This window comes from Variovorax sp. YR752, assembly GCF_943372545.1.
In genome coordinates, this window is record NZ_CALRZC010000153.1 from 1 (window position 1) to 20,714 (window position 20,714).

Here is a 20,714-nt window from a genome sequence, read left to right on the forward strand (position 1 = left end):
GATGCCGAAGAAGGCCGCGTGGCCAAGGCTGACCAGCCCCGCGCTGCCCACCAGCAGCTCGAGGCTGAGCGCGAAGATGGCGAACACGGCGATCTTGAGCACCAGGTCCTGCGTGTAGGAAGTCAGCACCAGCGGCAGGGCCGCCAGCACGGCCAGGCCGATCACGGGCACGAGCCAGCCCAGGCTCGAACGGGAGGACTCAGCGGCCATGCTTCATCAGCCCCTCGGGCCGCCAGATCAGGATGACCGCCATCAGCACGTAGACGCCGATGCCGCTCAACTCGGCGAAGAACACCTTGCCGAAGGTGTCGACGAAGCCCACCAGCAGCGAGGCGATCAGCGCGCCGGTGATCGAGCCGATGCCACCGATCACCACGACGACGAAGCAGATGATCAGCACGCTGCCGCCCATGCCCGGGTAGACCGAGGACAGCGGCGCGGCGATCATGCCGGCCAGCGCGGCGAGTGCCACGCCGCCGGCGAAGACGATGCGATAAAGGCGCTGGATGTCGATGCCCAGGCCGCGCACCATGTCGCGGTTGCTCGCGCCGGCGCGGATCATCATGCCCAGCCGGGTGCGGTTCACCACCCAGTACAGGCCGATCGCTAGCACGATGCAGGCGACCGAGGCGAACACGCGGTACCAGGGGTAGCTCATCAGCTCGCCGAGCTTGAAGCCGCCGGCCAGCCAGGTCGGCGCCTGCACGCCGTGCACGTCGTTGCCGACCAGCATCGAGCGCAGTTCCTCGAAGACCAGGATCAGCGCATAGGTCATCAGCACCTGCTGCAGGTGCTCGCGCTGGTAGAGGAAGCTGAAGAAGGCCCACTCGAGCAGGTAGCCGAACACGGCAGCGAGGATCACGCCGGCGACCAGCTTGGTGAGGTACCAGTCGCCGAACCACGGCGCCAGCACGAAGGCCAGGTAGGCGCCGATCATGTAGAAGCTGCCGTGCGCCAGGTTGATGACGCCCATGATCCCGAAGATCAGCGTCAGGCCGCTGGCCACCAGGAACAGCAGCAGGCCGTACTGCACGGCGTTCAGGCACTGGACGAGGAAGGTGGCGAGGTCCACGGCGAAGGGCGCATGAAAAAGGGCGGCTCGGCGCCGCCCTCGGGATCGGGACGCGAGCCTGACTTTACAACTTACATCCGCGGGCGGGATCGGCGAGCGCCTTCACCGCCACCGCGCGGTACTCGTTGTTCGGCCCCTTGGCCTCGCGCAGGTACATGTCCTGCACCGGGTTGCCGGCCGGCGACAGCGTGAACTTGCCACGCGGGCTGTCCACCGTCGCTTTGCGCATCGCGGCGAGCATCGCATCGCGCTTGGCCATGTCGCCCTTCACCGCGTTCAGCCCGGCGGAGAGCAACTGCGCGGCGTCGTAGCCCTGCACCGCGTAGACGTCGGCGTTCTGCTTGTAGGTCAGCGCGAAGTTCTTGCGGAAGGCGTTGTTCTTCGGGATGTCCAGGCTGTCGGCATAGTGCAGCGTGGTCTGCAGGCCCTGCGCGGCGGCGCCCTGCGCCTCCAGCGTGCCGTCGGTCAGGAAGCCGGAGCCGAACAGCGGCACGCTCTTCTTCAGGCCGGCCGCGTCGTAGTCCTTGACGAACTTGACCGCGCCGCCGCCGGCGAAGAAGGCGAACACCACGTCGGGCTTCTGCGCCGCGATCTCGGTCAGCAGGGCCTGGAACTCGACGCCGGGGAAGGGCAGGTTGAGGTCCTTGATGACCTGGCCGCCGCCCTTCTCGAAGGCTTCCTTGAAGCCCTTCACCGTCTCCTGGCCGGCGGCGTAGTTCCAGGTGATGGTCATCGCGCGCTTGTAGCCCTTCTGCGCCGCGACCACGCCGGTCGAGTAGCCCGGCTGCCAGTTGCTGAAGCTGCTGCGGATGATGTTGGCGCCGCACATCGGGCCGGTGATGGCGTCGGCGCCGGCGTTCGGCACGATCAGCAGCGTGTTGCTCTCCTTGGCCGCCTTGGCCATCGCCAGCGCCACGCCCGAGTGCACCGTGCCGACCAGCACGTCGACCTGGTCGCGCTTGATCAGCTTGTTGACGTTGTCGGTCGCCTTGGACGGGTCGCTCTCGTCGTCGACGCGGAAGTACTGGATCTCGCGGCCGGCGAGCTTGCCGCCCTGCTCCTGCACGTGCAGCTTGAAGCCCTTCTCAATCATGTCGCCGAGGGCGGCGAAGGTGCCGGTGGCCGGCAGCATCAGGCCGACCTTGATCGGTCCGGCGGCCTGGGCGTGAGCGGTCTGCACGAAGGCAGCGGCACAGATGGCCGTCAGCGCGGCGCGGGGGAGAAGTTTTCGCATCCTGGCACTCCGAAAGGGAAATGGGCGGATGCTATCCAGCGGCCCCGCCGCGACCATCGGGGTTTGACACAGGAGCTCGCCAGCGCCGCCAACGAGCGGTCACCCGGTTCCCTTCGCGCGGCGATTGGGCGCCCGAACTGCCAAGTCGTGCACGCAACAAGCCCGCGATGGCGTGATTTGTGCCCCCCCGGGCAGAGGCCTCTTTGCATACATTGCTCGTCACCTGTGATGAAGCGCCGCCATCTTGTCGGCACGGAGGGACATCAGATGATGAATGCACGATTCGCCCGCGCCACTCTTGGCATCGCCGCCCTGACCGCTGTGCTGCCGGCCTGGGCGCAGACACCAGCGGCCGCTGCCGCGCCCGCGTTCAACGGCGCCGACATCGCCTGGATGCTGATCTCCACCGTGCTGGTGCTGCTGATGACGATGCCGGGGATCATCCTTTTCTACAGTGGCATGCTGCGCACCAAGAACGCGCTGTCGATCGTGGCGCATACCGTGGCGGCCTCCGCGGTGATCACCCTGTGCTGGGCGGCGATCGGTTATTCGCTGGCCTTCAGCCACGGCTCGCCCTTCTTCGGCGGCCTGGAGCGTGTGTTCGGCGAAGGGCTGATCGGCAAGAAGGTCGGTGCCCACATCGTGGCGCCGACCATCCCCGAGTCGATCTTCTTCCTGTTCCAGCTGTCGTTCGCGATCATCACCTTCGCGCTGGTGCTCGGTGCCACCGCCGAGCGCATGCGCCTGGGCGTGACGCTCGTCTTCGCGGCCTTGTGGTCGACCCTGATCTATGCGCCGATCGCCCACTGGATCTGGCATCCGGAAGGCTGGCTCGCCCAGCAGGGCCACATGGACTTCGCCGGCGGCACCGTGGTGCACGTCGCCGCTGGCGCCAGCGGCCTGGTGGCGGCCTGGGTGCTCGGGCCGCGCCGCGGCTTCGGCAAGGAACCGATGGTGCCGCACAACCTGCTCATCACCGTGCTCGGTGCAGGCCTGCTGTGGGCCGGCTGGTTCGGTTTCAACGCGGGCTCCGCCTTCGAGGCCAGCGCGCGCGCCGGCGGTGCGCTGCTGGCCACCCAGGTGGCCGCCTGTGCCGGCGCCATGCTGTGGGGCTTCTGCGAGTTCATGCGCCGCGGCCAGTGGAGCGTGCTGGGCACGATGACCGGCGCCATCGCCGGGCTGATCGCGGTGACGCCGGCGTCCGGCTACGTCGGCTTCAACGGCGCGATGGTCATCGGCGCGGTGGCTGGCGTGGTCTGCTTCTTCGCGGTGGTCGGCTTCAAGGCGCTGACCGGCATCGACGACTCGCTGGACGTGTTCGCACTGCACGGCGTCGGCGGCATCGTCGGCACGGTGCTGACGCCGGTGTTCGCCACCGCGGCCATCGCGCCAGTCACGGCCACCGTGCTCACCAACACGATCGGCGCCCTCGCCGTCATGGCCTACGCCGGCGCGGGCACCTGGATCATCCTGCGCGCCATCGGGCTGGTGGTGTCGCTGCGCGTCGATGCCGAACAGGAGAAGGTCGGCCTCGACATCGCGCAGCACGGAGAGATGCTCGCTCCCAACGCCTGAGCCCGCGGTACTGACAAGAACACCGGAGGGCGCTGTCCATGGGAGCCGAAGAACAAGACACGCAGTTGATGAACTACCTCGTGCGCATGGTCGTCCCATTGCGCCGGGAGTTCGGACGCAATCTCAACGTCGGGCAGTTCCTGCACGACTTCAGCTATGCGCGCGAGGTGCTCGCCGAGGCGCTGAACAGCCAGGACCCGCGCCTGCTCGAGTACGCGCGCTACGTCGAGAAACGCCTGCACGGCCCGCGCATCGCCGACACGCCGGCGCCGCCGCCGAAGCCGGCGGCGCCCGACTCGAAGCTCGAGGCGCCGAAGGCGGCACCGGCCGCCAGCGCGAGCGAAGAAGAGCTGAGGGCGCGCGTGCTCAAGAAGTACACCGGCGGGCTGCGGTAGGCTAGCAGCGAGCGTGCCATCCCCGGGCGCGCAGTTTGCGGAGCACCGCCATGAAGATCCTCGTTCCCGTCGACGGCTCGGCCGAATCGCTCGCCGCCGTGCATCACGCGCTGCAACTCGTGCGCGACGGCCTGCGCGCGACCCTGCTGCTGGCCAACGTGCAGGAGCCGGCCAGCCTCTATGAACTGCTGCGCGTGCACGATGCCGATGCGATCGAGTCGATCGCCCGCGAGGCGGGCGAGCACCTGCTGCAGCAGGCCGTCGCGCTGTGCAGCGCCGCCGGCGTCGACCACGAGCTGGAGGTCGCGCGCGGCGAGCCCGCTCACGCGCTGCTCGACATCGCCGAGGACGAAGGCTGCTCGATGATCGTGCTCGGCGCCCGCGGCCGGGGCGAGACCGCCGGAGGCCGCCTCGGCTCGGTGGCGCACGCGCTGCTGCACGATGCGCGCATGCCGGTCACCGTTGTGCGTACTTCAGTGTGACCTTCAATGTGACATCAGCACCGGGATCGTCATCGACTGGATGACGGTCCGCGTCGCACCGCCCAGCGCCCACTCGCGGGCACGGCCATGGCCATAGCAGCCCATCACCAGCAGGTCGGTCTGTTCGTCGGCGGCGAGTGACAGCAACTGGTCGCCGACGTCGATCTCCGAGGCGACCTCGCGCTTGAAACCCGCCTGCACCCCGTGCTGGCGCAGGTAGCCGACGATGCCGGCCTCGGCGCCGGCGGCCGAGTCGCCCTCGTCGAAGCTCACCACCGTGACCTGGCTCGCCTGCAGCAGCAGCGGCAGGGCCGCCGTCACGGCGCGCGCCGACTCGCGCGTCGGCTTCCAGGCGATCAGCACGCGGCCGAGCCGCACCGCGCCGGTGACGATGTGCGGCACCACGATCGCCGGCCGGCCGCTGCCGATCAGCACCGAGGAGACGAAGTCGGCCGGCACGTCGACGTCGCGCGTCTCGTCGGCTCCGCGCTGGCCCAGCACCAGCAGGTCGGCATAGAGGGCCTGCTGCGTGAAGTCGGCAATCGGCGGGCCGCCGAGTTCCAGCCAGGCGACGTGCGCGCGGTCGACGCTGCCGGCGTACAGCTTGCGCGCCGCCTCGACCCGCTGCGCATCGACTTCGGCGAGCATTGGCGCGATGTCCGCGCCGGCGGCCATCGCCATCGGGTAGCGCATCAGCGCCGAGGTGACGGCGTAGGCGGCGGTGGCCTGCGCGCCGTGGGCGAGTGCGAGCTGCTCGCCCAGCTTCAGCCTCACGGCGGCGCGCGGCGAGGAGTCGACGTGGACGAGAAGGGTCTTCAGCGTGCTCATCGCAATGTCTCCGGCAGGGGGAATCCGCAGGCTAGGGCGTCGAGCCGGCGCCGCCGTTGAGGTGCGTCAAGCCAGCCGCGCCGTCACCAGCCGCTGCAGCAGCGCGCTGCGTTCCTTCTTCTGCGCTGCCGTGCCTTGCGTGGTGAGCAGCGACTCGGCCACCTCGTAGGCATAGAGGATGAAGGCGCGGGCGCGCGCCTCGGCGATGGGAAAGCCCAGCGCCGAAAAGCACTGCGAGATGTAGGACAGGCGGCGCGCATCGACCTCGTCGACCGCCTGGCGGGCCAGCGCGTCGCGTCGTGCCCAGGCGCGGATCGCCAGCTCGACGCGCGCCGCGCGCTGTGCGCTGCGGCCGCGGAAGGGCAGCGAGATCAGCTCGCCGAGCAGCGCCTGCGGGTCGGCCTGCTGGCCCTCGAAACGTTCGATCACCTGCTCGGTGGCGCCGTCGCGCCAGGCGTGCAGCACGGCCACCAGCAGCGCCTCGCGGTCCTTGAAGTGCCAGTAGAAGCTGCCGCGCGTGACCTCCAGCGCCTTGGCCAGCACGTCGATCCGCACCGCGTCGATGCCGCGATCGATCAGCACCTCGGTGGCGGCGGCGATCCAGGTGTCCGGGGTGAGCGTGTCGGCGCGCGGCATGGCGGCGCCGATGATGCCATACACAACTGTATGGAAACTGGGGGAATCCCCATGTGCAATATCGTGCATCAAGCCTAGGATCGTTCCATACAGGAGTGTATGGAGACCGGCATGGCCACGAGCTTCTTCGACGACCCCGCGATGCTGGCGCCGCCGCGCGCCGTGCGCCTTCGTTTCGACGGCGGCGCCTTCGTGCTGCGCTCGCCCGAGCCGCTGAAGCCCTACGCGCGCTGCATCGGGCAATGGCTCGAGCACTGGGCACAGGCCACGCCCGACACCGTTTTCCTCGCCGAGCGCGATGCGGCCGGCGGCTGGCGCAAGCTCAGCTATGCCCAGGTGCGCAAGACGGTCGGCTCCATCGCGCAAAGCCTGATCGGCCTGCACCTGCCGCCGGGCCGGCCGGTGGTGGTGCTGTCGGACAACTCGGTGGACCACGCGCTGCTGATGCTCGCGGCGATGCACGTCGGCCGGCCGGTGTGCACGGTGTCGAGCGCCTACTGCCGCCTGACCAAGGACTACACCAAGATCCAGGGCATCCTGAACACGCTCGGGCCGGCGCTGGTCTATGCGTCGGACGCCGTGGTCTACGGCCCGGCGATCGCCAGCGCGGCGCTGGGCGTGGTGACGGTGTTCAGCCAGGGTGCCGATTCGCACCCCGGCGCACTGAGCTTCGACAGCCTGACCCGCACTGCCGAGAGCCCGGCGGTGATGGCCGCCTTCGAGGCCATCCAGCCCGACGACCATGCCAAGTACCTGCTGACCTCGGGCTCCACCGGCCACCCCAAGGTGGTCATCAACACCCACCGCATGCTGTGCGCCAACCAGCAGATGATCGCCCAGGCCTGGCGCTTCCTCGAGCACGAGAAGCCGGTGGTGCTCGACTGGCTGCCCTGGAGCCACACCTTCGGCGGCAACCACAACTTCAACCTGGTGCTGCGCAACGGTGGCACGCTGTACATCGACGAAGGCCGGCCGGCGCCGGGCCTGGTCGAGAAGTCGGTGAAGAACCTGCTCGAGGTGAAGCCGACGCTGTACTTCAACGTGCCGCGCGGCTTCGACATGCTGCTGCCCTTCCTCGAGAAGGATGAGTCATTGGCGCGCGAGTTCTTCGCCCGGCTGCGCATGGTCTTCTACGCCGGCGCGGCGCTGGCGCAGTCGAGCTGGGAACGGCTGGAGGCGGTGGCGCGCCAGGTGCGCGACGAGCCGGTCTGGTTCACCACCTCCTGGGGCTCGACCGAGACTTCGCCGGCCATCACCTCCGCGCACTGGAAGCTCGAGCGTGCCGGCTGCATCGGCGCGCCGCTGCCCGGCATGGAGCTGAAGTTCATCCCGAACGGCGAGAAGCTGGAGATGCGCGTGCGCGGCGTTACCGTCTTCCCCGGCTACCGCAACGCGCCGGCGCTGACGACGCAGGCCTTCGACGAGGAAGGCTACTACCGCATCGGCGACGCCGGCTTCCTCGTCGACGAGGCGAAGCCCGAGCGCGGCGTGGCCTTCAATGGCCGTGTGGCCGAGGACTTCAAGCTCTCCTCGGGCACCTGGGTGTCGGTGGGCACGCTGCGGCTGCGTGTGGTCTCGGCGCTGGCGCCGCTGGTGCAGGACGCGGTGATCGCCGGCCACGACCGTGGCGACGTCGGCGTGCTGCTGTTCCCCAGCCCGGCCGCGAAGGACGTGCCGGCCGCTGAACTCGCCGAGCGCACGCGTGCCGCGCTGGCGGCGCTGCGCAGCGAAGGCGGTGGCTCCTCGCAGACGCCGGTGCGCGCGCTGTGGCTGGCCGAGCCGCCGAACGCCGACGCCGGTGAGATCACCGACAAGGGCTACATCAACCAGGGTGCGGTGCTGCGCCGCCGCGCGGCGGAGGTCGAAGCCCTCTACGCCGCCACGCCCGATGCGCGCGTGATCCGTGCCTGAAGCGCGCCCGAACCGGAGTTCGAACACCATGTCCCGCGGCCTCTTCCAGTCCTTCGACGACACCTGGATCCTCGACGGCGTTCGCACGCCGATGGTCGACTACTGCGGCGCCTTCGCCGACGCGAACCCGATCGACCTGGGCATCAAGGTCGCGCGCGAGGTCTTCCGGCGCACCGGCATCGCCGCCGACCGGGTCGACTCAGTGCTCGCCGGCAACATGGCGCCCGGCGGCTTCGACCAGTTCTACGTGCCGCGCCACATCGGCCTGTACGCCGGCGTGCCCTGCGAGGTGAGCGCGATCATGGTGCAGCGCATCTGCGGCACCGGCTTCGAGCTGTTCCGCCAGGCCGGCGAGCAGATCGCCACCGGCGCGGCCAGCCTGGCGCTGGTCGTCGGCACCGAGTCGATGACGCGCAACCCGATCGCCGCCTTCGAGCACCGCCAGGGCTTCAAGCTCGGCATGGCGCCAGCCTTCAAGGACTACATGTGGGAGGCGCTGACCGACCCGGCGCCGGCGATCTCGATGATCCAGACGGCCGAGAACCTGGCGAAGCAATACGGCATCACGCGCGAGCAGGTCGATGCGTTCGCTTCCGAGTCCTTCGCGCGCGCGGTGGCGGCGCAGCAGGCCGGCTTCTTCGACGGCGAGATCGTGCCTGTCTCGAACGAGGTGTTCGAGCTCGAGGGCTACAAGCCGCGCGGCATCCGCCTGGCCGGCAAGGCGCCGGTGGCCGACCGCGACACGCACCCTCGCATCTCGCCGCCGGAGGTGCTGGCCAAGCTGCGTGCGGTGTTCAAGGACGGCGTGCAGACAGGCGGCAACAGCTCGGCGCTGACCGATGCAGCGGTGGCTGCACTCGTCGCCTCCGGCCCGGTGGCGCGTGAGTGGGGCGGCCAGCCGCTGGCGCGCCTGGTGGCGGCCTCGGCCGTCGGCGTGCCGCCCGAGATCATGGGCATCGGCCCGGCGCCGGCGATCCGCCTGCTGCTCGAACGCGCCGGCCTGTCGATCGACGACATCGCTCGCTTCGAGATCAACGAGGCGCAGGGCGCGCAGACGCTGGCCGTGCAGCGTGAACTGGGGCTCGATCCCGCGAAGCTCAACGCCAAGGGCGGTGCCATTGCGCTCGGTCATCCGCTGGCCGCCACCGGTGTGCGGCTGACCGTCACGGTTGCGCGCCAGCTCAAGGAGATCGGCGCCCGCTGGGGCGTCGCCTCCGCCTGCGTCGGCGGCGGCCAGGGCATTGCACTGCTGGTCGAGAACCCTCAGGCGGCCGGCTGAACCTCGCCGAGCCCGAGCAGCCGCATCGCGTTCGTCTTCAGGATCTTCTCGTGCACCGCCGGCTTGAACCCCGCTTCGCCGAAGTCCTTCATCCAGCGCTCCGGCGTGATCAGCGGGTAGTCGCTGCCGAACAGCATGCGGTCCTTCAGCAGCGTGTTGGCGTATTGGATGAGCTGGGGCGGAAAGTACTTCGGGCTCCAGCCCGACAGGTCGATCCACACGTTCGGCTTGTGCAGCGCCAGCGACAGCGCCTCGTCCTGCCACGGCCAGCTCGGGTGCGCCACCACGATCTGCATGTCCGGGAAGTCGATCGCCACGTCTTCCAGCAGCATCGGGTTGCTGTTCTGCAGCCTCAAGCCACCGCCGCAGCGCATGCCCGAGCCGATGCCCGAATGGCCGCTGTGGAAGATCGCCGGCAGCTTGTACTCGGCAATCACCTCGTAGATCGGCCAGGCCATCTTGTCGTAGGGCAGGAAGCCCTGCACGGTCGGGTGGAACTTGAAGCCCCTGACGCCGTGCTCCTCGATCAGCTTGCGCGCCTCGCGCGCGCCCATCTTGCCCTTGTGCGGGTCGATGCTGCCGAAGCAGATCATCATGTCGGCGTTCTTCTTCGCCGCCTCCGCGATCTCCTCGTTCGGAATGCGGCGCCGGCCGAGCTGCGCCTCGCTGTCGACGGTGAACATGACCAGGCCGATCTTCTTCTCGCGGTAGTACGCGACGGTCTCGTCGATCGTCGGCCGGCGATTGCTGCCGAAGTACTTGTCGGCGGCGCGGTCGTACTCCTCGCCGTAGTTGTCGAAGGGGTTCCAGCACGACACCTCGGCGTGCGTGTGCACGTCGATGGCGATCAGGTCCGCGGTCTTCATGGGAATGGTGTTTGAAGCATCAATTGGTTGCTCACCATAACTAAAAGCCCGCGCACCTACAAGAGCGTTCTAGGGTTTTCCCGGTGGATCGGGCGAGCCAATTAGTTAAAACTAGAAACTAAATCGACGAGGCTCGCATGACCCTGAACTTCACTCCCGCCATCGGCGCCCTGGCAGCGCTCGACCTGTTGCGCATCGAGATCGCCGATGCCGTGGCACACATCCGCCTGAACCGGCCGGCCAAGCGCAATGCCGTCAACGACACGCTGGTCGCGCAGCTTCACAGCGCCTTTGTCTCGCTGCCCGAGGCGGTCAAGGCGGTGGTGCTGACCGGCGAGGGTGATCACTTCTGCGCCGGGCTGGATCTGTCCGAGCTGTCCGAGCGCAGCGTCGCCGAAGGCGTGATCCACTCGCGCACTTGGCATGCGGCGATGGACGCGATCCAGTTCGGCCGCGTGCCGGTGGTCGCCGTGCTGCACGGCGCGGTGGTCGGCGGCGGTCTGGAGATCGCCAGCAGCTGCCACCTTCGGGTCGCCGAGGAGAGCGCCTACTACGGCCTGCCCGAGGGCCAGCGCGGCATCTTCGTCGGCGGCGGCGGATCGGCGCGCGTGCCGCGCCTGGCCGGCGTGCAGACCATGACCGACATGATGCTCACCGGCCGTGTGCTCGACGCGCACGAGGGCGAGCGCCGTGGCCTGTCGCAGTACGTGGTGGCCAACGGCGCCGGCTTCGCCAAGGGCTGCGAGCTGGCGGCGAAGATCGCCTCGAACGCGCCGCTGTCCAACTTCGCGGTGATGCAGGCGCTGCCGCGCATCGCCGACCTGTCGCAGAGCGACGGCCTGTTCGTCGAGTCGCTGATGGCCGCCATCGCGCAGGGCGACGATGCGGCGAAGGAGCGTGTGCGCGCTTTCCTCGAGAAGCGGGCCGGCAAGGTGGGCAAGGCGTCATGAGCGGCGGCACGGTGAAGTACCGGCCGCTGCCGCTGGGCGGCTCGCTGGCGGCACGCTTCGAGAAGCGTGCGGATGGCGCAACGCTCGTCACGTCTGCCGAACCGCTGGCGGCCCATCCCGTGCGCCTGACCGACCGGCTGCTGCACTGGGCCGAGGTCTCGCCCGGCCACACGCTCGCGGCCAAGCGCATGCACGGCGGCGACTGGCGGCGCATCAGCTATGCCGAAGCCGTCGATGCCGCGAAGCGCATCGCGCAGGCGCTGCTCGACCACGGCCTGTCGGCCCAGCACCCGGTGGCCATCCTGTCCGACAACGACCTCGAGCACCTGCTGCTCGGCCTGGGCGCGATGTTCGCGGGTGTGCCCTTCGCGCCGATCTCGCCGGCCTACTCCACCGTCTCGCAGGACTACGGCAAGCTGCGCCACATCCTCGGCGTGCTGACGCCGGGGCTGGTGTTCGCTTCGTCGGCCAGCGGCTACGGGCGGGCCATCGCCGCCACCGTGCCGGCCGACACGCCGGTGGTGCTGACCACCGGTGCGATCGACGGCCGCCAGACGCTGCGCTTCGACGACCTGCTCGCGAAACCGGCCACCGCCGCGGTCGAAGCCGCGCACGCCGCTGTCGGCCCGGACACGATCGCCAAGTTCCTGTTCACCTCGGGCTCGACCAAGCTGCCCAAGGGCGTGATCAACACGCAGCGCATGATCTGCGCCAACCAGCAACAGATCCTGCAGTGCTTCCCCGGCCTGGGCCAGGTGCGGCCGGTGCTGGTCGACTGGCTGCCCTGGAACCACACCTTCGGCGGCAACCACAACGTGGGCCTGACGATCTACAACGGCGGCACGCTCTACATCGACGAAGGCAAGCCGACGCCGGCGCTGATCCACGAGACGCTGCGCAACCTGCGCGAGATCTCGCCCACGGTGTACTTCAACGTGCCCAAGGGCTTCGAGGAGATCGCCAACGCGATGGAGGACGACGCCACGCTGCGCGACTCCCTCTTCGCGCGGGTCAACATGTTCTTCTTCGCCGGCGCCGGCTTGTCGCAGCCGGTGTGGGACAAGCTCGACCGCCTGGCCGAGCAGAGTTGCGGCGAACGCATCCGCATGCTCACCGGCCTGGGCATGACCGAGACTGCGCCGTTCGCGATGTGCGCGAATGCGGAAGAGGTGAAGTCCGGCCACATCGGCCTGCCGGCACCCGGCATGGAACTCAAGCTGGTGCCCAGCGGCGACAAGACCGAGGTGCGCTACCGCGGCCCCAACGTCACGCCGGGCTTCTGGCGCGCACCGGAGCAGACCGCCGAGTCCTTCGACGAAGAAGGCTTCTACTGCAGCGGTGATGCGGTCAAGCCCATCGATGCGGCGAACCCGGGCCGCGGCTTCATGTTCGACGGCCGCACCGCCGAGGACTTCAAGCTCTCCACCGGCACCTTCGTCTCGGTGGGCCCGCTGCGTGCGCGTGTCATCGCCGCCGGCGACCCCTGCGTGCAGGACGTGGTGGTGGCGGGCATGAACCGCGACGAGATCGGCCTGCTGATCTTCCCGCGCCTGGACGCCTGCCGCGCCTTCGCCAACCTGAGCGCCACGGCACCGGCGCTCGATGTGCTGGCCGCGCCCGACGTGCAGGCCTTCTTCCAGCGCCTGATCGACGGCCAGTGGGCCGCCGGCACCGGCAGCGCGACCCGCGTGGCGCGCGCGATGGTGCTGGCCGACCCGCCGAGCATCGACCGCGGCGAGGTCACCGACAAGGGCTCGATCAACCAGCGCGCTGTGCTGACCCACCGCGATGCACTCGTCGAGCATCTCTACGCCGGCGGCGAAGGCGTGATCCTGCCTTCCAAGCCCTGAGGACGGAATACCCATGAACATCGCTGGACAAGCCGCACTCGTCACCGGCGGGGCCTCGGGCCTCGGCGCCGCGACGGCGCGTGAACTCGCCCGCCAGGGCGCGAAGGTGGCAGTGCTGGACCGCAACGCCGAGGGCGCGAAGGCCGTCGCTGCAGAGATCGGCGGCGTCGGCCTCGGCTGCGACATCACCGACACCGCCAGCGTGCTCGCTGCGCTGGAGGCCGCCCGTGCCGCGCATGGACCGGCCCGCCTGCTGTTGAACGTCGCGGGCATCGGCAGTGCGAAGCGCATCGTCGGCAAGGACGGCTCGCCCGCGCCGCTGGAGGACTTCGAGCGGGTGGTGCGTGTCAACCTGATCGGCACCTACAACATCACCCGCCTCGCGGTGGCCGAGATGGTCAAGCTTGAGCCGCTGCAGGACGGCGAACGCGGCGTGATCGTCAATACCGCCTCGGTGGCCGCCTTCGACGGCCAGGTCGGCCAGGAGGCTTACTCGGCCAGCAAGGGCGGCATCGTCGGCATGACGCTGCCGCTGGCGCGCGACCTGGCGCAGTTCGGCGTGCGGGTGTGCACCATCGCCCCGGGCCTGTTCCTCACGCCGCTGATGGCCGAACTGCCGCAGGCGGTGCAGGACTCGCTGGCGGCGAGCATCCCCTTCCCCAAACGTCTGGGCAAACCCGAAGAGTTCGCCGAGCTCGCCGCGGGCATCATCCGCAACCTCTCGCTCAACGGCGAGGTCATCCGTCTGGATGGCGCGCTGCGCATGGCGCCGCGCTGAATCTGTTGCAACCGGCCATGCCCAAGACCACCTTCCACTCCGTCGACGTGCACTTCGGTGACTGCGACCCCGCAGGGATCGTGTTCTTCCCGAACTTCTCGCGCTGGATGGACGCAGCTTCGCTGAAGTTCTTCATGGACTGCGGCCTGCCGCCGTGGCGCGAGCTGGTCAAGAGCAGGGGCATCGTCGGCACACCGCTGCTCGAGATCAACACGAAGTTCATCAAGGCCGTGACCTACGGCGAGACGATCACCATCGCCACCTGGATCGAGGAATGGCGCGACAAGGTGTTCGTGCAGATGCACCGCGTGACACGAGGCGACGATCTCATCTGCGAAGGCCGCGAGGTGCGTGCCTTTGTCAAGCGCGACCCGGACAACCCCGACCGGCTGCGCGCCATTCCCGTTCCCGACGACATCAAGGCCCTGTGCTCTTGATCACCTTTCCCTCTCAACCTCCGGAGACAAGACGATGAAAGCTCTGAAGACCCTGGTTGCCGTCGCGGCAGCATTGCTGGCCGGCGCCGCGCAGGCGGACATCACCATTGGCATCAGCCTGCCGCTGACCGGGCCGGCCTCCGGCCTGGGCATCCCGATGGCCAACTACATCAAGCTGTGGCCGACCGAGATCGCCGGCGAGAAGCTCAAGGTCATCGTGCTCGACGACGCCACCGACCCGACCAAGGGCGTGACCAACGCGAAGAAGTTCATCACCGAGGACAAGGCCGACATCATCATGGGCTCGGCCGCCACGCCGGTGGCCATCGCGATGTCCGGCCCGATCGCCGAATCGGAGACGCCGCACTTCGCCTTCTCGCCGGCCGTGCTGCCCGCCGGCAAGGACCACTGGATGTTCCGCCTGCCGCAGGGCAACGCCGTGATGGCCTACGCGATGATCGAGCACATGAAGAAGCTCGGCGTGAAGACCGTCGGCTTCCTCGGCTACACCGATGCCTACGGCGAGAGCTGGCTGAACGACTTCAAGGCGCAGTCGCAGGCGCTCGGCGGCCCGCAGATCATCGCCGCGGAGCGCTTCGCGCGCGCCGACACCAGTGTGACGGCACAGGCGCTGAAGCTGGTCTCGGCCAACCCCGATGCGATGCTGGTCGTCGCCTCCGGCTCGGGCGCCGCGATGCCGCACAAGGCCATCGTCGAGCGCGGCTTCAAGGGCAAGATCTACCAGACCCACGCCGCGGCCTCGCGCGACCTGGTGCGCGTCGGCGGCAAGGACGTCGAAGGCGCGTACGTGACCTCCGGCCCGGCGGTGATCCCCGAGCAGCTGCCGGCCAACCATCCGTCGCGGGCGCTGGCGGCCGACTTCGTCGCCAAGTACGAGAAGGCCTACGGCCCGGGCAGCCGCAACCAGTTCGGCGGCCACGCCTATGACGCCATCGTGGTGCTCGAGAAGGTGCTGCCGGGCGCGCTGAAGAAGGGCAAGCCGGGCACCAAGGAGTTCCGCGCCGCGATCCGCGACGGCGTCGAGACCATGGGCCGCACGGTGGTCTCGCACGGCGTGCTGAACTACACCAAGGACAACCACTGGGGCTTCACGACGGAAACCGGCGTGATCCTCAAGGTCGTCAACGGCGACTGGAAAGTCGAGTAAGCAATGGACTTCTCGATCGCCAGCATCCTGACGCTGGACGGAGTCACCAACGGCGCGGTCTATGCGCTGCTGGCGCTGGCCACGGTGCTGGTGTTCGCCGTCACGCGGGTGATCTTCATCCCGCAGGGCGAGTTCGTTGCCTACGGCGCGCTGACGCTCGCGCTGCTGCAACTCGGCCAGGTGCCGGGCACGGTGTGGCTGCTGCTGGTGATGGCAGTGGTCGCGGCCGTGCTCGACGCCGTGGCCGGGCTGCGGCGCGGGCTGCCGGTGGGCGCCGTGGGGCTGGGCGCGCTGAAATCACTCGCCTTCCCGGTGGTGGTTTCGGCCATCGCCTGGTGGGCCGCGCCGCGGCAACTGCCGCTGCTGCTGCAGAGCCTGCTGACGCTGGCGATCGTCACCCCGCTCGGGCCGCTGCTGTACCGCCTCGCCTACGAGAAGCTGGCCGACGCGACCGTGCTGGTGCTGCTGATCGTCTCGGTCGGCGCGCACTTCGCGCTGACCGGGCTGGGCCTGGTGTTCTTCGGCGCCGAGGGCTTCCGCAACCCGAGCTTCTGGGATGCACGCTTCTCCGCCGGGCCGCTGACGCTGTCGGGACAGACGCTGATCATCTTCATGGTCTCGATCGCGCTGATCATCGCGCTGTACCTGTTCTTCGAGCGCACGCTGCGCGGCAAGGCGCTGCGTGCCACCGCGGTCAACCGGCTCGGCGCGCGGCTGATGGGCATATCCACCTCGGGTGCCGGCAAGATGAGCTTCGGCCTGGCCGCCTTCATGGGCGCGCTGTCGGGCCTGCTGATCGGCCCGACCACGACGATGTTCTACGACTCCGGCTTCCTGATCGGCCTGAAGGGCTTCGTCGCCGCGATCTTCGGCGCGCTGTCGAGCTACCCCGCCGCCGCGCTGGGCGCGATCTTCGTCGGCCTGATCGAGAGCTTCGGCTCCTTCTGGGCCAGCGCCTTCAAGGAAGTCATCGTCTTCACGCTGATCATTCCCGTGCTGCTGTGGCGCTCGTTCCAGCACGGCCACCACGACGAAGAAGAATGAACATGGTCAGGCGCTACCTTCTCATCGCCTTCGTGCTTCTGGTGGCGGCCCTGCCGCTGCTGCCGGTGCCCGAGTTCTGGATCACGCAGGCCAACTACATCGGCCTGTATTCGCTGGTCGCCATCGGCCTGGTGCTGCTCACCGGGGTGGCGGGGCTGACCAGCTTCGGCCAGGCGGCCTTCGTCGGCATGGGCGCCTACACGGCCGCCTACCTGACGCAGGCGCACGGCGTCTCGCCGTGGATCACGGTGTGGATCGGCCTGGCCTTCACCTTCGGCGCCGCGCTGCTGCTGGGCTGGATCACGCTGCGCATGTCGGGCCACTTCCTGCCGCTGGCCACCATCGCCTGGGGCCTGAGCCTGTACTACCTGCTCGGCAACATCGACGCCCTGGGCAAGTACGACGGCCTGCTCGGCATCCCGGCGCTGGAGCTGTTCGGCGTCACGCTGAACACCGGGCGCAGCTTCTACTGGCTGCTCTGGCTGATCGTGCTGCTGGCCGCGTTCGGCGCCATCCGCCTGCTCGACTCGCGCACCGGCCGCGCGCTGCGCGCCGTCAAGGGCGGCACGACCATGGCCGAGGCGATGGGTGTCAACACCTTCCGCCTGAAGGTCACGGCCTTCGTGCTCGCCGCACTGCTGGCCAGCGTGTCGGGCTGGCTGTTCGCGCACTTCCAGCGCACCGTCAATCCGTCGCCCTTCGGCCTGAACAAGGGCATCGAGTACCTGTTCATGGCGGTGGTCGGCGGTGTCGGCCACGTGTGGGGCGCGATCGTCGGCTCCACCGTCGTCAAGGTGCTCGAGGAGCAGTTGCAGGACTGGCTGCCCAAGCTGTTCGGCAACAGCGGCAACTACGAGGTCATCGTCTTCGGCATCCTGCTGATCCTGGTGCTGCAGTACGCCCGCGACGGCATCTGGGCCTTCGTCGAGGCGCGCTTCCCGAAGCCGCAGCGCGCGGTCGACTGGGGTGACGCGCAGGCGCTGCCGCACCGCGCGCAACCGCCCCAGGGCGAGGTGGTGCTCGATGTGGACAAGGCGCGCAAGGAGTTCGGCGGCCTGGTGGCGGTCAACGACGTCAGCTTCCAGGTGCGCGCCGGGCAGATCCTCGGCTTGATCGGGCCGAACGGTGCCGGCAAGTCGACCACCTTCAATCTCGTCACCGGCGTGCTGCCGGCCACCCGCGGCAGCGTGACGCTGCGTGGCCAGGCCATCCAGGGCCGGCCCTCGCGCGAGATCGCCGCACGCGGCGTGGCGCGCACCTTCCAGCACGTCAAGATGATCCCGACGATGACGGTGCTGGAGAACGTCGCGCTTGGCGCCCACCTGCGCGGCTCGGCCGGCGTCGCCTCGGCGGTGCTGCGCCTGGACCGCACGGAAGAGAAGCGCCTGCTGCGCGAGGCGCAGAAGCAGCTCGAGCGCATCGGCATGGCCGACCGCATGCATGAACTGGCCGGCAACCTGGCGCTGGGCCCGCAGCGGCTGATGGAAATCGCCCGCGCGCTGGCCGCCGACCCGATGCTGCTGCTGCTCGACGAGCCTGCCGCCGGCCTGCGCCTGAAGGAGAAGCAGGCGCTGGCCGCCGTGCTGCGCCAGCTGCGCGACGAAGGCATGGCCATCCTGCTGGTCGAGCACGACATGGACCTGGTGATGGGCCTGGTCGACCGCGTGGTGGTGATGGAGTTCGGCACCAAGCTGATCGAGGGCACGCCGGAAGAGGTGCAGGCCAGCCCCGCGGTGCGAGCCGCCTACCTCGGGACGGAACACTAGTCATGAGCGAACTGATCCTCGATGTGAAGGACCTGCACGCCGGCTACGGCCGTGCCGAGGTGCTGCACGGACTGAACCTGCAGGCGAAGAAAGGCAGCGTGGTGACGGTGATCGGCCCGAACGGCGCCGGCAAGTCGACCCTGCTCAACGCGCTGATGGGCGTGCTGCCCTCGCGCGGCACCATCGCCTACCGCGGCCAGCCGATCGGCCTGAAGACGCTGGAAGAACGGGTCATGCAGGGCATCGCGCTGGTGCCGGAGACGCGCGCGCTGTTCGCCACCATGCCGGTGGAAGACAACCTGCTGCTCGGCGGCTATCGTCAGGTGCTGCTGGGCAACAAGGGCGGTGCGCAGGTGCTGGAGCAGGTCTACACGCTGTTCCCGCGGCTGAAGGAGCGCCGCATGCAGCTCGCCGGCACGCTCTCGGGTGGTGAGCGGCAGATGCTCGCGGTCGGCCGGGCGCTGATGAGCCAGCCCGACCTGCTGATGCTCGACGAACCCAGCCTCGGCCTCGCGCCGCTGGTGGTCAAGGAGATCTTCCGCACCATCGAGGGCCTGCGTGCCACCGGTGTGACCATCCTGCTGGTCGAGCAGAACGCGCGCGCGGCGCTCGAGGTGGCCGATCATGGCTATGTGCTCGAGATGGGCGAGATCGCACTCGAAGGCCCGGCGGACGAACTCGCCCGCGACTCGCGCGTGATCGACACCTACCTCGGCGCGGCACGCCAGAAGACCTCGGCCTGAAGGAACGCTGCGATGTGGCAGTACGAAGCGCCGCTGCGCGACATGCGCTATGTGATCGAGGAGGTGCTCGGCCTGCCGGCGCAGTGGGCCGCGCTGCCGGCCTTCGCCGAACTCGATGCCGATACGGCGCGCCAGGTGCTGGAAGAAGCGGCGCGCTTCGCCACCGAGGTGCTGGCGCCGACCAACTCGAACGGTGACCTGGAAGGCTGCACGCTGACGGACGGCGAGGTGCGCACGCCCAAGGGCTTTGCGGAGGCCTACCGCGCCTTCGTCGACGCCGGCTGGCCGGCACTCGCCTGCGACCCGGCGGTGGGCGGGCAGGGCCTGCCGCAGGTGCTCAATGCCGCGCTGTACGAGATGCTGGCCGCGGCCAACCACGCCTGGACCATGTACCCGGGGCTGCTGCACGGCGCCTACGAGTGCCTGCACCTGCATGCCACGCCCGAGCTGCAGGCACGCTACCTCGGCAAGGTGGTGAGCGGCGAATGGCTGTCGACCATGTGCCTGACCGAGGCGCATGCGGGTTCGGACCTCGGCCTGCTGTCGACCCGCGCCACGCCGGCTGCGGACGGCTCGTATCGGCTCAAGGGCACCAAGATCTTCATCTCCGGCGGCGAACACGACCTGACCGACAACATCGTGCACCTGGTGCTCGCGCGCCTGCCGGAGGCGCCGGAGGGCACCAAGGGCATCTCGCTGTTCCTCGCGCCGAAGTTCCTTCCGGACGGCAGCCGCAACGCCGTGCGCTGCGACGGCATCGAGAAGAAGATGGGCATCAAGGGCAGCGCGACCTGCGTGATGGCCTTCGACGGCGCCACCGGCTGGCTGGTCGGCGAGCCGAATCGCGGCCTGCAGGCGATGTTCGCGATGATGAATGCGGCGCGGCTGCACGTGGCGCTGCAGGGCCTGGCCCATGCGCAGAACGCGCACCGCAACGCGCTGGTCTATGCGCACGAGCGGCTGCAGTCGCGCGCGCCGGTGCGCAGCGGCCCGAAGGCCGCGGCAGACGCCATCGTGCTGCACCCGGCGATGCGCCGCATCCTGATGCGGCAGCGTGTGCTGGTCGAGGGCGCGCGGATGATCGCCTACGAGGCGGCGCACCTGATCGACCTGTCCGAGCAATCCGGCGACGCCGCTGCGCGCGAGCGCGCGCAGGAGCAGGCGGCGCTGCTGACGCCGGTGCTCAAGTCCTTCCTGACCGACAAGGGCTTCGAACTCGCCAGCGAGGCCTTGCAGGTGTTCGGCGGCCACGGCTACACGCACGACTGGGGCATCGAGCAGTGCGTGCGCGATGCGCGCATCGCGATGATCTACGAGGGCACCAATCAGATCCAGGCGATCGACCTGGTGGTGCGCAAGATCGTCGCCGACGGCGGGCGCCGGTTCGCCGCCTGGCTCGACGCGCTCGCCGCGTCGCTGCCCGGGCAGGCCCGCCATGCCGCTGCGGCCTACGAGCAGTTGCGCCTGCTCGGCGAACTCGCCGCCGACGTGGTGAGCGCCTCGCGCGAGGACGCCGAACTGCCCTTCCGGATTGCCGACGATCTGCTGCGCGCCACCGGCCTGGCGCTGATCGCCCATGCGTGGGCGCGCGCCGATGCGGTGTCGTCCCGGCCCGAGCATGCCGGTGATGCCTTCCATGCCGCCAAGCGCGACAGCGCATCGCACTGCTTCTCGCACCTGCGGCCCGAGTTCGACCATGC

19 protein-coding genes and 1 pseudogene are annotated in these 20,714 nt (G+C 69.1%); 14 read left to right on the plus strand and 6 right to left on the minus strand.

The features are described from left to right. The 3 genes and pseudogenes from AAG801_RS27955 to AAG801_RS27965 form a co-directional block, all read right to left on the minus strand. Nucleotides 1–210, minus strand: a pseudogene (locus tag AAG801_RS27955) (branched-chain amino acid ABC transporter permease); the annotation flags it as partial. Beyond that, complete coding sequence (locus tag AAG801_RS27960; RefSeq protein ID WP_341891312.1) at nt 200–1,072, minus strand: branched-chain amino acid ABC transporter permease; 873 nt, start codon at nt 1,070–1,072, stop codon at nt 200–202. The gene AAG801_RS27960 and the pseudogene AAG801_RS27955, both read right to left, overlap by 11 nt. 64 nt (nt 1,073–1,136) lie before the next feature. Next, a complete protein-coding gene (locus AAG801_RS27965; protein WP_341891313.1) occupies nt 1,137–2,306 on the minus strand; it encodes an ABC transporter substrate-binding protein in 1,170 nt (389 codons plus the stop codon). A gap of 267 nt (nt 2,307–2,573) precedes the next feature. On the opposite strand from AAG801_RS27965, the gene AAG801_RS27970 reads away from it, so the two are divergent. From AAG801_RS27970 to AAG801_RS27980, 3 genes are read left to right on the plus strand one after another with little or no spacing between them, the layout of a single operon-like run. Beyond that, nucleotides 2,574–3,881 carry an ammonium transporter gene (locus AAG801_RS27970; RefSeq protein ID WP_341891314.1) on the plus strand — a complete coding sequence of 436 codons (1,308 nt, stop codon included), beginning with the start codon at nt 2,574–2,576 and terminating at the stop codon, nt 3,879–3,881. 38 nt (nt 3,882–3,919) lie between these two features. Then, complete coding sequence (locus tag AAG801_RS27975; RefSeq protein ID WP_341891315.1) at nt 3,920–4,276, plus strand: hypothetical protein; 357 nt, start codon at nt 3,920–3,922, stop codon at nt 4,274–4,276. Between the two features lie 50 nt (nt 4,277–4,326). After that, complete coding sequence (locus tag AAG801_RS27980) at nt 4,327–4,758, plus strand: universal stress protein (RefSeq protein WP_341891316.1); 432 nt, start codon at nt 4,327–4,329, stop codon at nt 4,756–4,758. Between the two features lie 3 nt (nt 4,759–4,761). Here the strand turns inward: AAG801_RS27980 and AAG801_RS27985 are convergent, their stop codons facing one another. Together AAG801_RS27985 and AAG801_RS27990 are read right to left on the minus strand one after the other, a co-directional pair. Further along, nucleotides 4,762–5,586 (minus strand): universal stress protein, encoded by an 825-nt coding sequence (locus AAG801_RS27985; protein WP_341891317.1) that lies wholly within the window; start codon nt 5,584–5,586, stop codon nt 4,762–4,764. Nucleotides 5,587–5,652: 66 nt separating this feature from the next. Then, nucleotides 5,653–6,222 carry a helix-turn-helix domain-containing protein gene (locus AAG801_RS27990; RefSeq protein ID WP_341891318.1) on the minus strand — a complete coding sequence of 190 codons (570 nt, stop codon included), beginning with the start codon at nt 6,220–6,222 and terminating at the stop codon, nt 5,653–5,655. 111 nt (nt 6,223–6,333) lie between these two features. On the opposite strand from AAG801_RS27990, the gene AAG801_RS27995 reads away from it, so the two are divergent. Continuing rightward, a complete protein-coding gene (locus AAG801_RS27995; RefSeq protein WP_341891319.1) occupies nt 6,334–8,133 on the plus strand; it encodes a feruloyl-CoA synthase in 1,800 nt (599 codons plus the stop codon). A gap of 28 nt (nt 8,134–8,161) precedes the next feature. Next, nucleotides 8,162–9,412: a thiolase family protein gene (locus AAG801_RS28000; protein ID WP_341891320.1), complete on the plus strand. Its 1,251-nt coding sequence runs from the start codon at nt 8,162–8,164 to the stop codon at nt 9,410–9,412. Here AAG801_RS28000 and AAG801_RS28005 read toward each other — a convergent pair. After that, nucleotides 9,397–10,278, minus strand: coding sequence for an amidohydrolase family protein (locus AAG801_RS28005; RefSeq protein ID WP_341891321.1), 882 nt, complete (start codon nt 10,276–10,278; stop codon nt 9,397–9,399). The two genes, AAG801_RS28000 and AAG801_RS28005, sit on opposite strands and share 16 nt — an antisense overlap. 137 nt (nt 10,279–10,415) lie before the next feature. Between AAG801_RS28005 and AAG801_RS28010 the strand changes: the two genes are divergently transcribed. From AAG801_RS28010 to AAG801_RS28050, 9 genes are all read left to right on the plus strand, one after another. Further along, nucleotides 10,416–11,228: a crotonase/enoyl-CoA hydratase family protein gene (locus AAG801_RS28010; RefSeq protein WP_341891322.1), complete on the plus strand. Its 813-nt coding sequence runs from the start codon at nt 10,416–10,418 to the stop codon at nt 11,226–11,228. Then, nucleotides 11,225–13,078, plus strand: a complete 1,854-nt coding sequence (locus tag AAG801_RS28015; protein ID WP_341891323.1) for a feruloyl-CoA synthase — start codon at nt 11,225–11,227, stop codon at nt 13,076–13,078. Before AAG801_RS28010 ends, AAG801_RS28015 begins: the two co-directional genes overlap by 4 nt. A 13-nt stretch (nt 13,079–13,091) precedes the next feature. After that, nucleotides 13,092–13,856: an SDR family NAD(P)-dependent oxidoreductase gene (locus AAG801_RS28020; RefSeq protein WP_341891324.1), complete on the plus strand. Its 765-nt coding sequence runs from the start codon at nt 13,092–13,094 to the stop codon at nt 13,854–13,856. A gap of 17 nt (nt 13,857–13,873) precedes the next feature. Beyond that, on the plus strand, nt 13,874–14,293 hold the full coding sequence (locus AAG801_RS28025) for an acyl-CoA thioesterase (RefSeq protein WP_341891325.1): 420 nt from the start codon (nt 13,874–13,876) through the stop codon (nt 14,291–14,293). Nucleotides 14,294–14,327: 34 nt separating this feature from the next. After that, nucleotides 14,328–15,461: an ABC transporter substrate-binding protein gene (locus AAG801_RS28030; protein ID WP_341891326.1), complete on the plus strand. Its 1,134-nt coding sequence runs from the start codon at nt 14,328–14,330 to the stop codon at nt 15,459–15,461. 3 nt (nt 15,462–15,464) lie between these two features. Continuing rightward, on the plus strand, nt 15,465–16,505 hold the full coding sequence (locus tag AAG801_RS28035; RefSeq protein WP_341891327.1) for a branched-chain amino acid ABC transporter permease: 1,041 nt from the start codon (nt 15,465–15,467) through the stop codon (nt 16,503–16,505). 2 nt (nt 16,506–16,507) lie between these two features. After that, nucleotides 16,508–18,271: a branched-chain amino acid ABC transporter ATP-binding protein/permease gene (locus AAG801_RS28040; RefSeq protein WP_341891328.1), complete on the plus strand. Its 1,764-nt coding sequence runs from the start codon at nt 16,508–16,510 to the stop codon at nt 18,269–18,271. Nucleotides 18,272–18,273: 2 nt separating this feature from the next. Then, nucleotides 18,274–19,014, plus strand: coding sequence for an ABC transporter ATP-binding protein (locus AAG801_RS28045; protein WP_341891329.1), 741 nt, complete (start codon nt 18,274–18,276; stop codon nt 19,012–19,014). Nucleotides 19,015–19,026: 12 nt separating this feature from the next. Next, a partial coding sequence (locus AAG801_RS28050) for an acyl-CoA dehydrogenase family protein (protein ID WP_341891330.1) occupies nt 19,027–20,714 on the plus strand: 1,688 nt, incomplete at its 3' end.

What these genes read in the sequence shown, in the direction of transcription:
- AAG801_RS27965 (WP_341891313.1), bottom strand. Translation starts at nt 2,306, where the DNA reads ATGCGAAAACTTCTCCCCCGCGCCGCGCTGACGGCCATCTGTGCCGCT.
- AAG801_RS27970 (WP_341891314.1), top strand. Translation starts at nt 2,574, where the DNA reads ATGATGAATGCACGATTCGCCCGCGCCACTCTTGGCATCGCCGCCCTG.
- AAG801_RS27975 (WP_341891315.1), top strand. Translation starts at nt 3,920, where the DNA reads ATGGGAGCCGAAGAACAAGACACGCAGTTGATGAACTACCTCGTGCGC.
- AAG801_RS27980 (WP_341891316.1), top strand. Translation starts at nt 4,327, where the DNA reads ATGAAGATCCTCGTTCCCGTCGACGGCTCGGCCGAATCGCTCGCCGCC.
- AAG801_RS27985 (WP_341891317.1), bottom strand. Translation starts at nt 5,586, where the DNA reads ATGAGCACGCTGAAGACCCTTCTCGTCCACGTCGACTCCTCGCCGCGC.
- AAG801_RS27990 (WP_341891318.1), bottom strand. Translation starts at nt 6,222, where the DNA reads ATGCCGCGCGCCGACACGCTCACCCCGGACACCTGGATCGCCGCCGCC.
- AAG801_RS27995 (WP_341891319.1), top strand. Translation starts at nt 6,334, where the DNA reads ATGGCCACGAGCTTCTTCGACGACCCCGCGATGCTGGCGCCGCCGCGC.
- AAG801_RS28000 (WP_341891320.1), top strand. Translation starts at nt 8,162, where the DNA reads ATGTCCCGCGGCCTCTTCCAGTCCTTCGACGACACCTGGATCCTCGAC.
- AAG801_RS28005 (WP_341891321.1), bottom strand. Translation starts at nt 10,278, where the DNA reads ATGAAGACCGCGGACCTGATCGCCATCGACGTGCACACGCACGCCGAG.
- AAG801_RS28010 (WP_341891322.1), top strand. Translation starts at nt 10,416, where the DNA reads ATGACCCTGAACTTCACTCCCGCCATCGGCGCCCTGGCAGCGCTCGAC.
- AAG801_RS28015 (WP_341891323.1), top strand. Translation starts at nt 11,225, where the DNA reads ATGAGCGGCGGCACGGTGAAGTACCGGCCGCTGCCGCTGGGCGGCTCG.
- AAG801_RS28020 (WP_341891324.1), top strand. Translation starts at nt 13,092, where the DNA reads ATGAACATCGCTGGACAAGCCGCACTCGTCACCGGCGGGGCCTCGGGC.
- AAG801_RS28025 (WP_341891325.1), top strand. Translation starts at nt 13,874, where the DNA reads ATGCCCAAGACCACCTTCCACTCCGTCGACGTGCACTTCGGTGACTGC.
- AAG801_RS28030 (WP_341891326.1), top strand. Translation starts at nt 14,328, where the DNA reads ATGAAAGCTCTGAAGACCCTGGTTGCCGTCGCGGCAGCATTGCTGGCC.
- AAG801_RS28035 (WP_341891327.1), top strand. Translation starts at nt 15,465, where the DNA reads ATGGACTTCTCGATCGCCAGCATCCTGACGCTGGACGGAGTCACCAAC.
- AAG801_RS28040 (WP_341891328.1), top strand. Translation starts at nt 16,508, where the DNA reads ATGGTCAGGCGCTACCTTCTCATCGCCTTCGTGCTTCTGGTGGCGGCC.
- AAG801_RS28045 (WP_341891329.1), top strand. Translation starts at nt 18,274, where the DNA reads ATGAGCGAACTGATCCTCGATGTGAAGGACCTGCACGCCGGCTACGGC.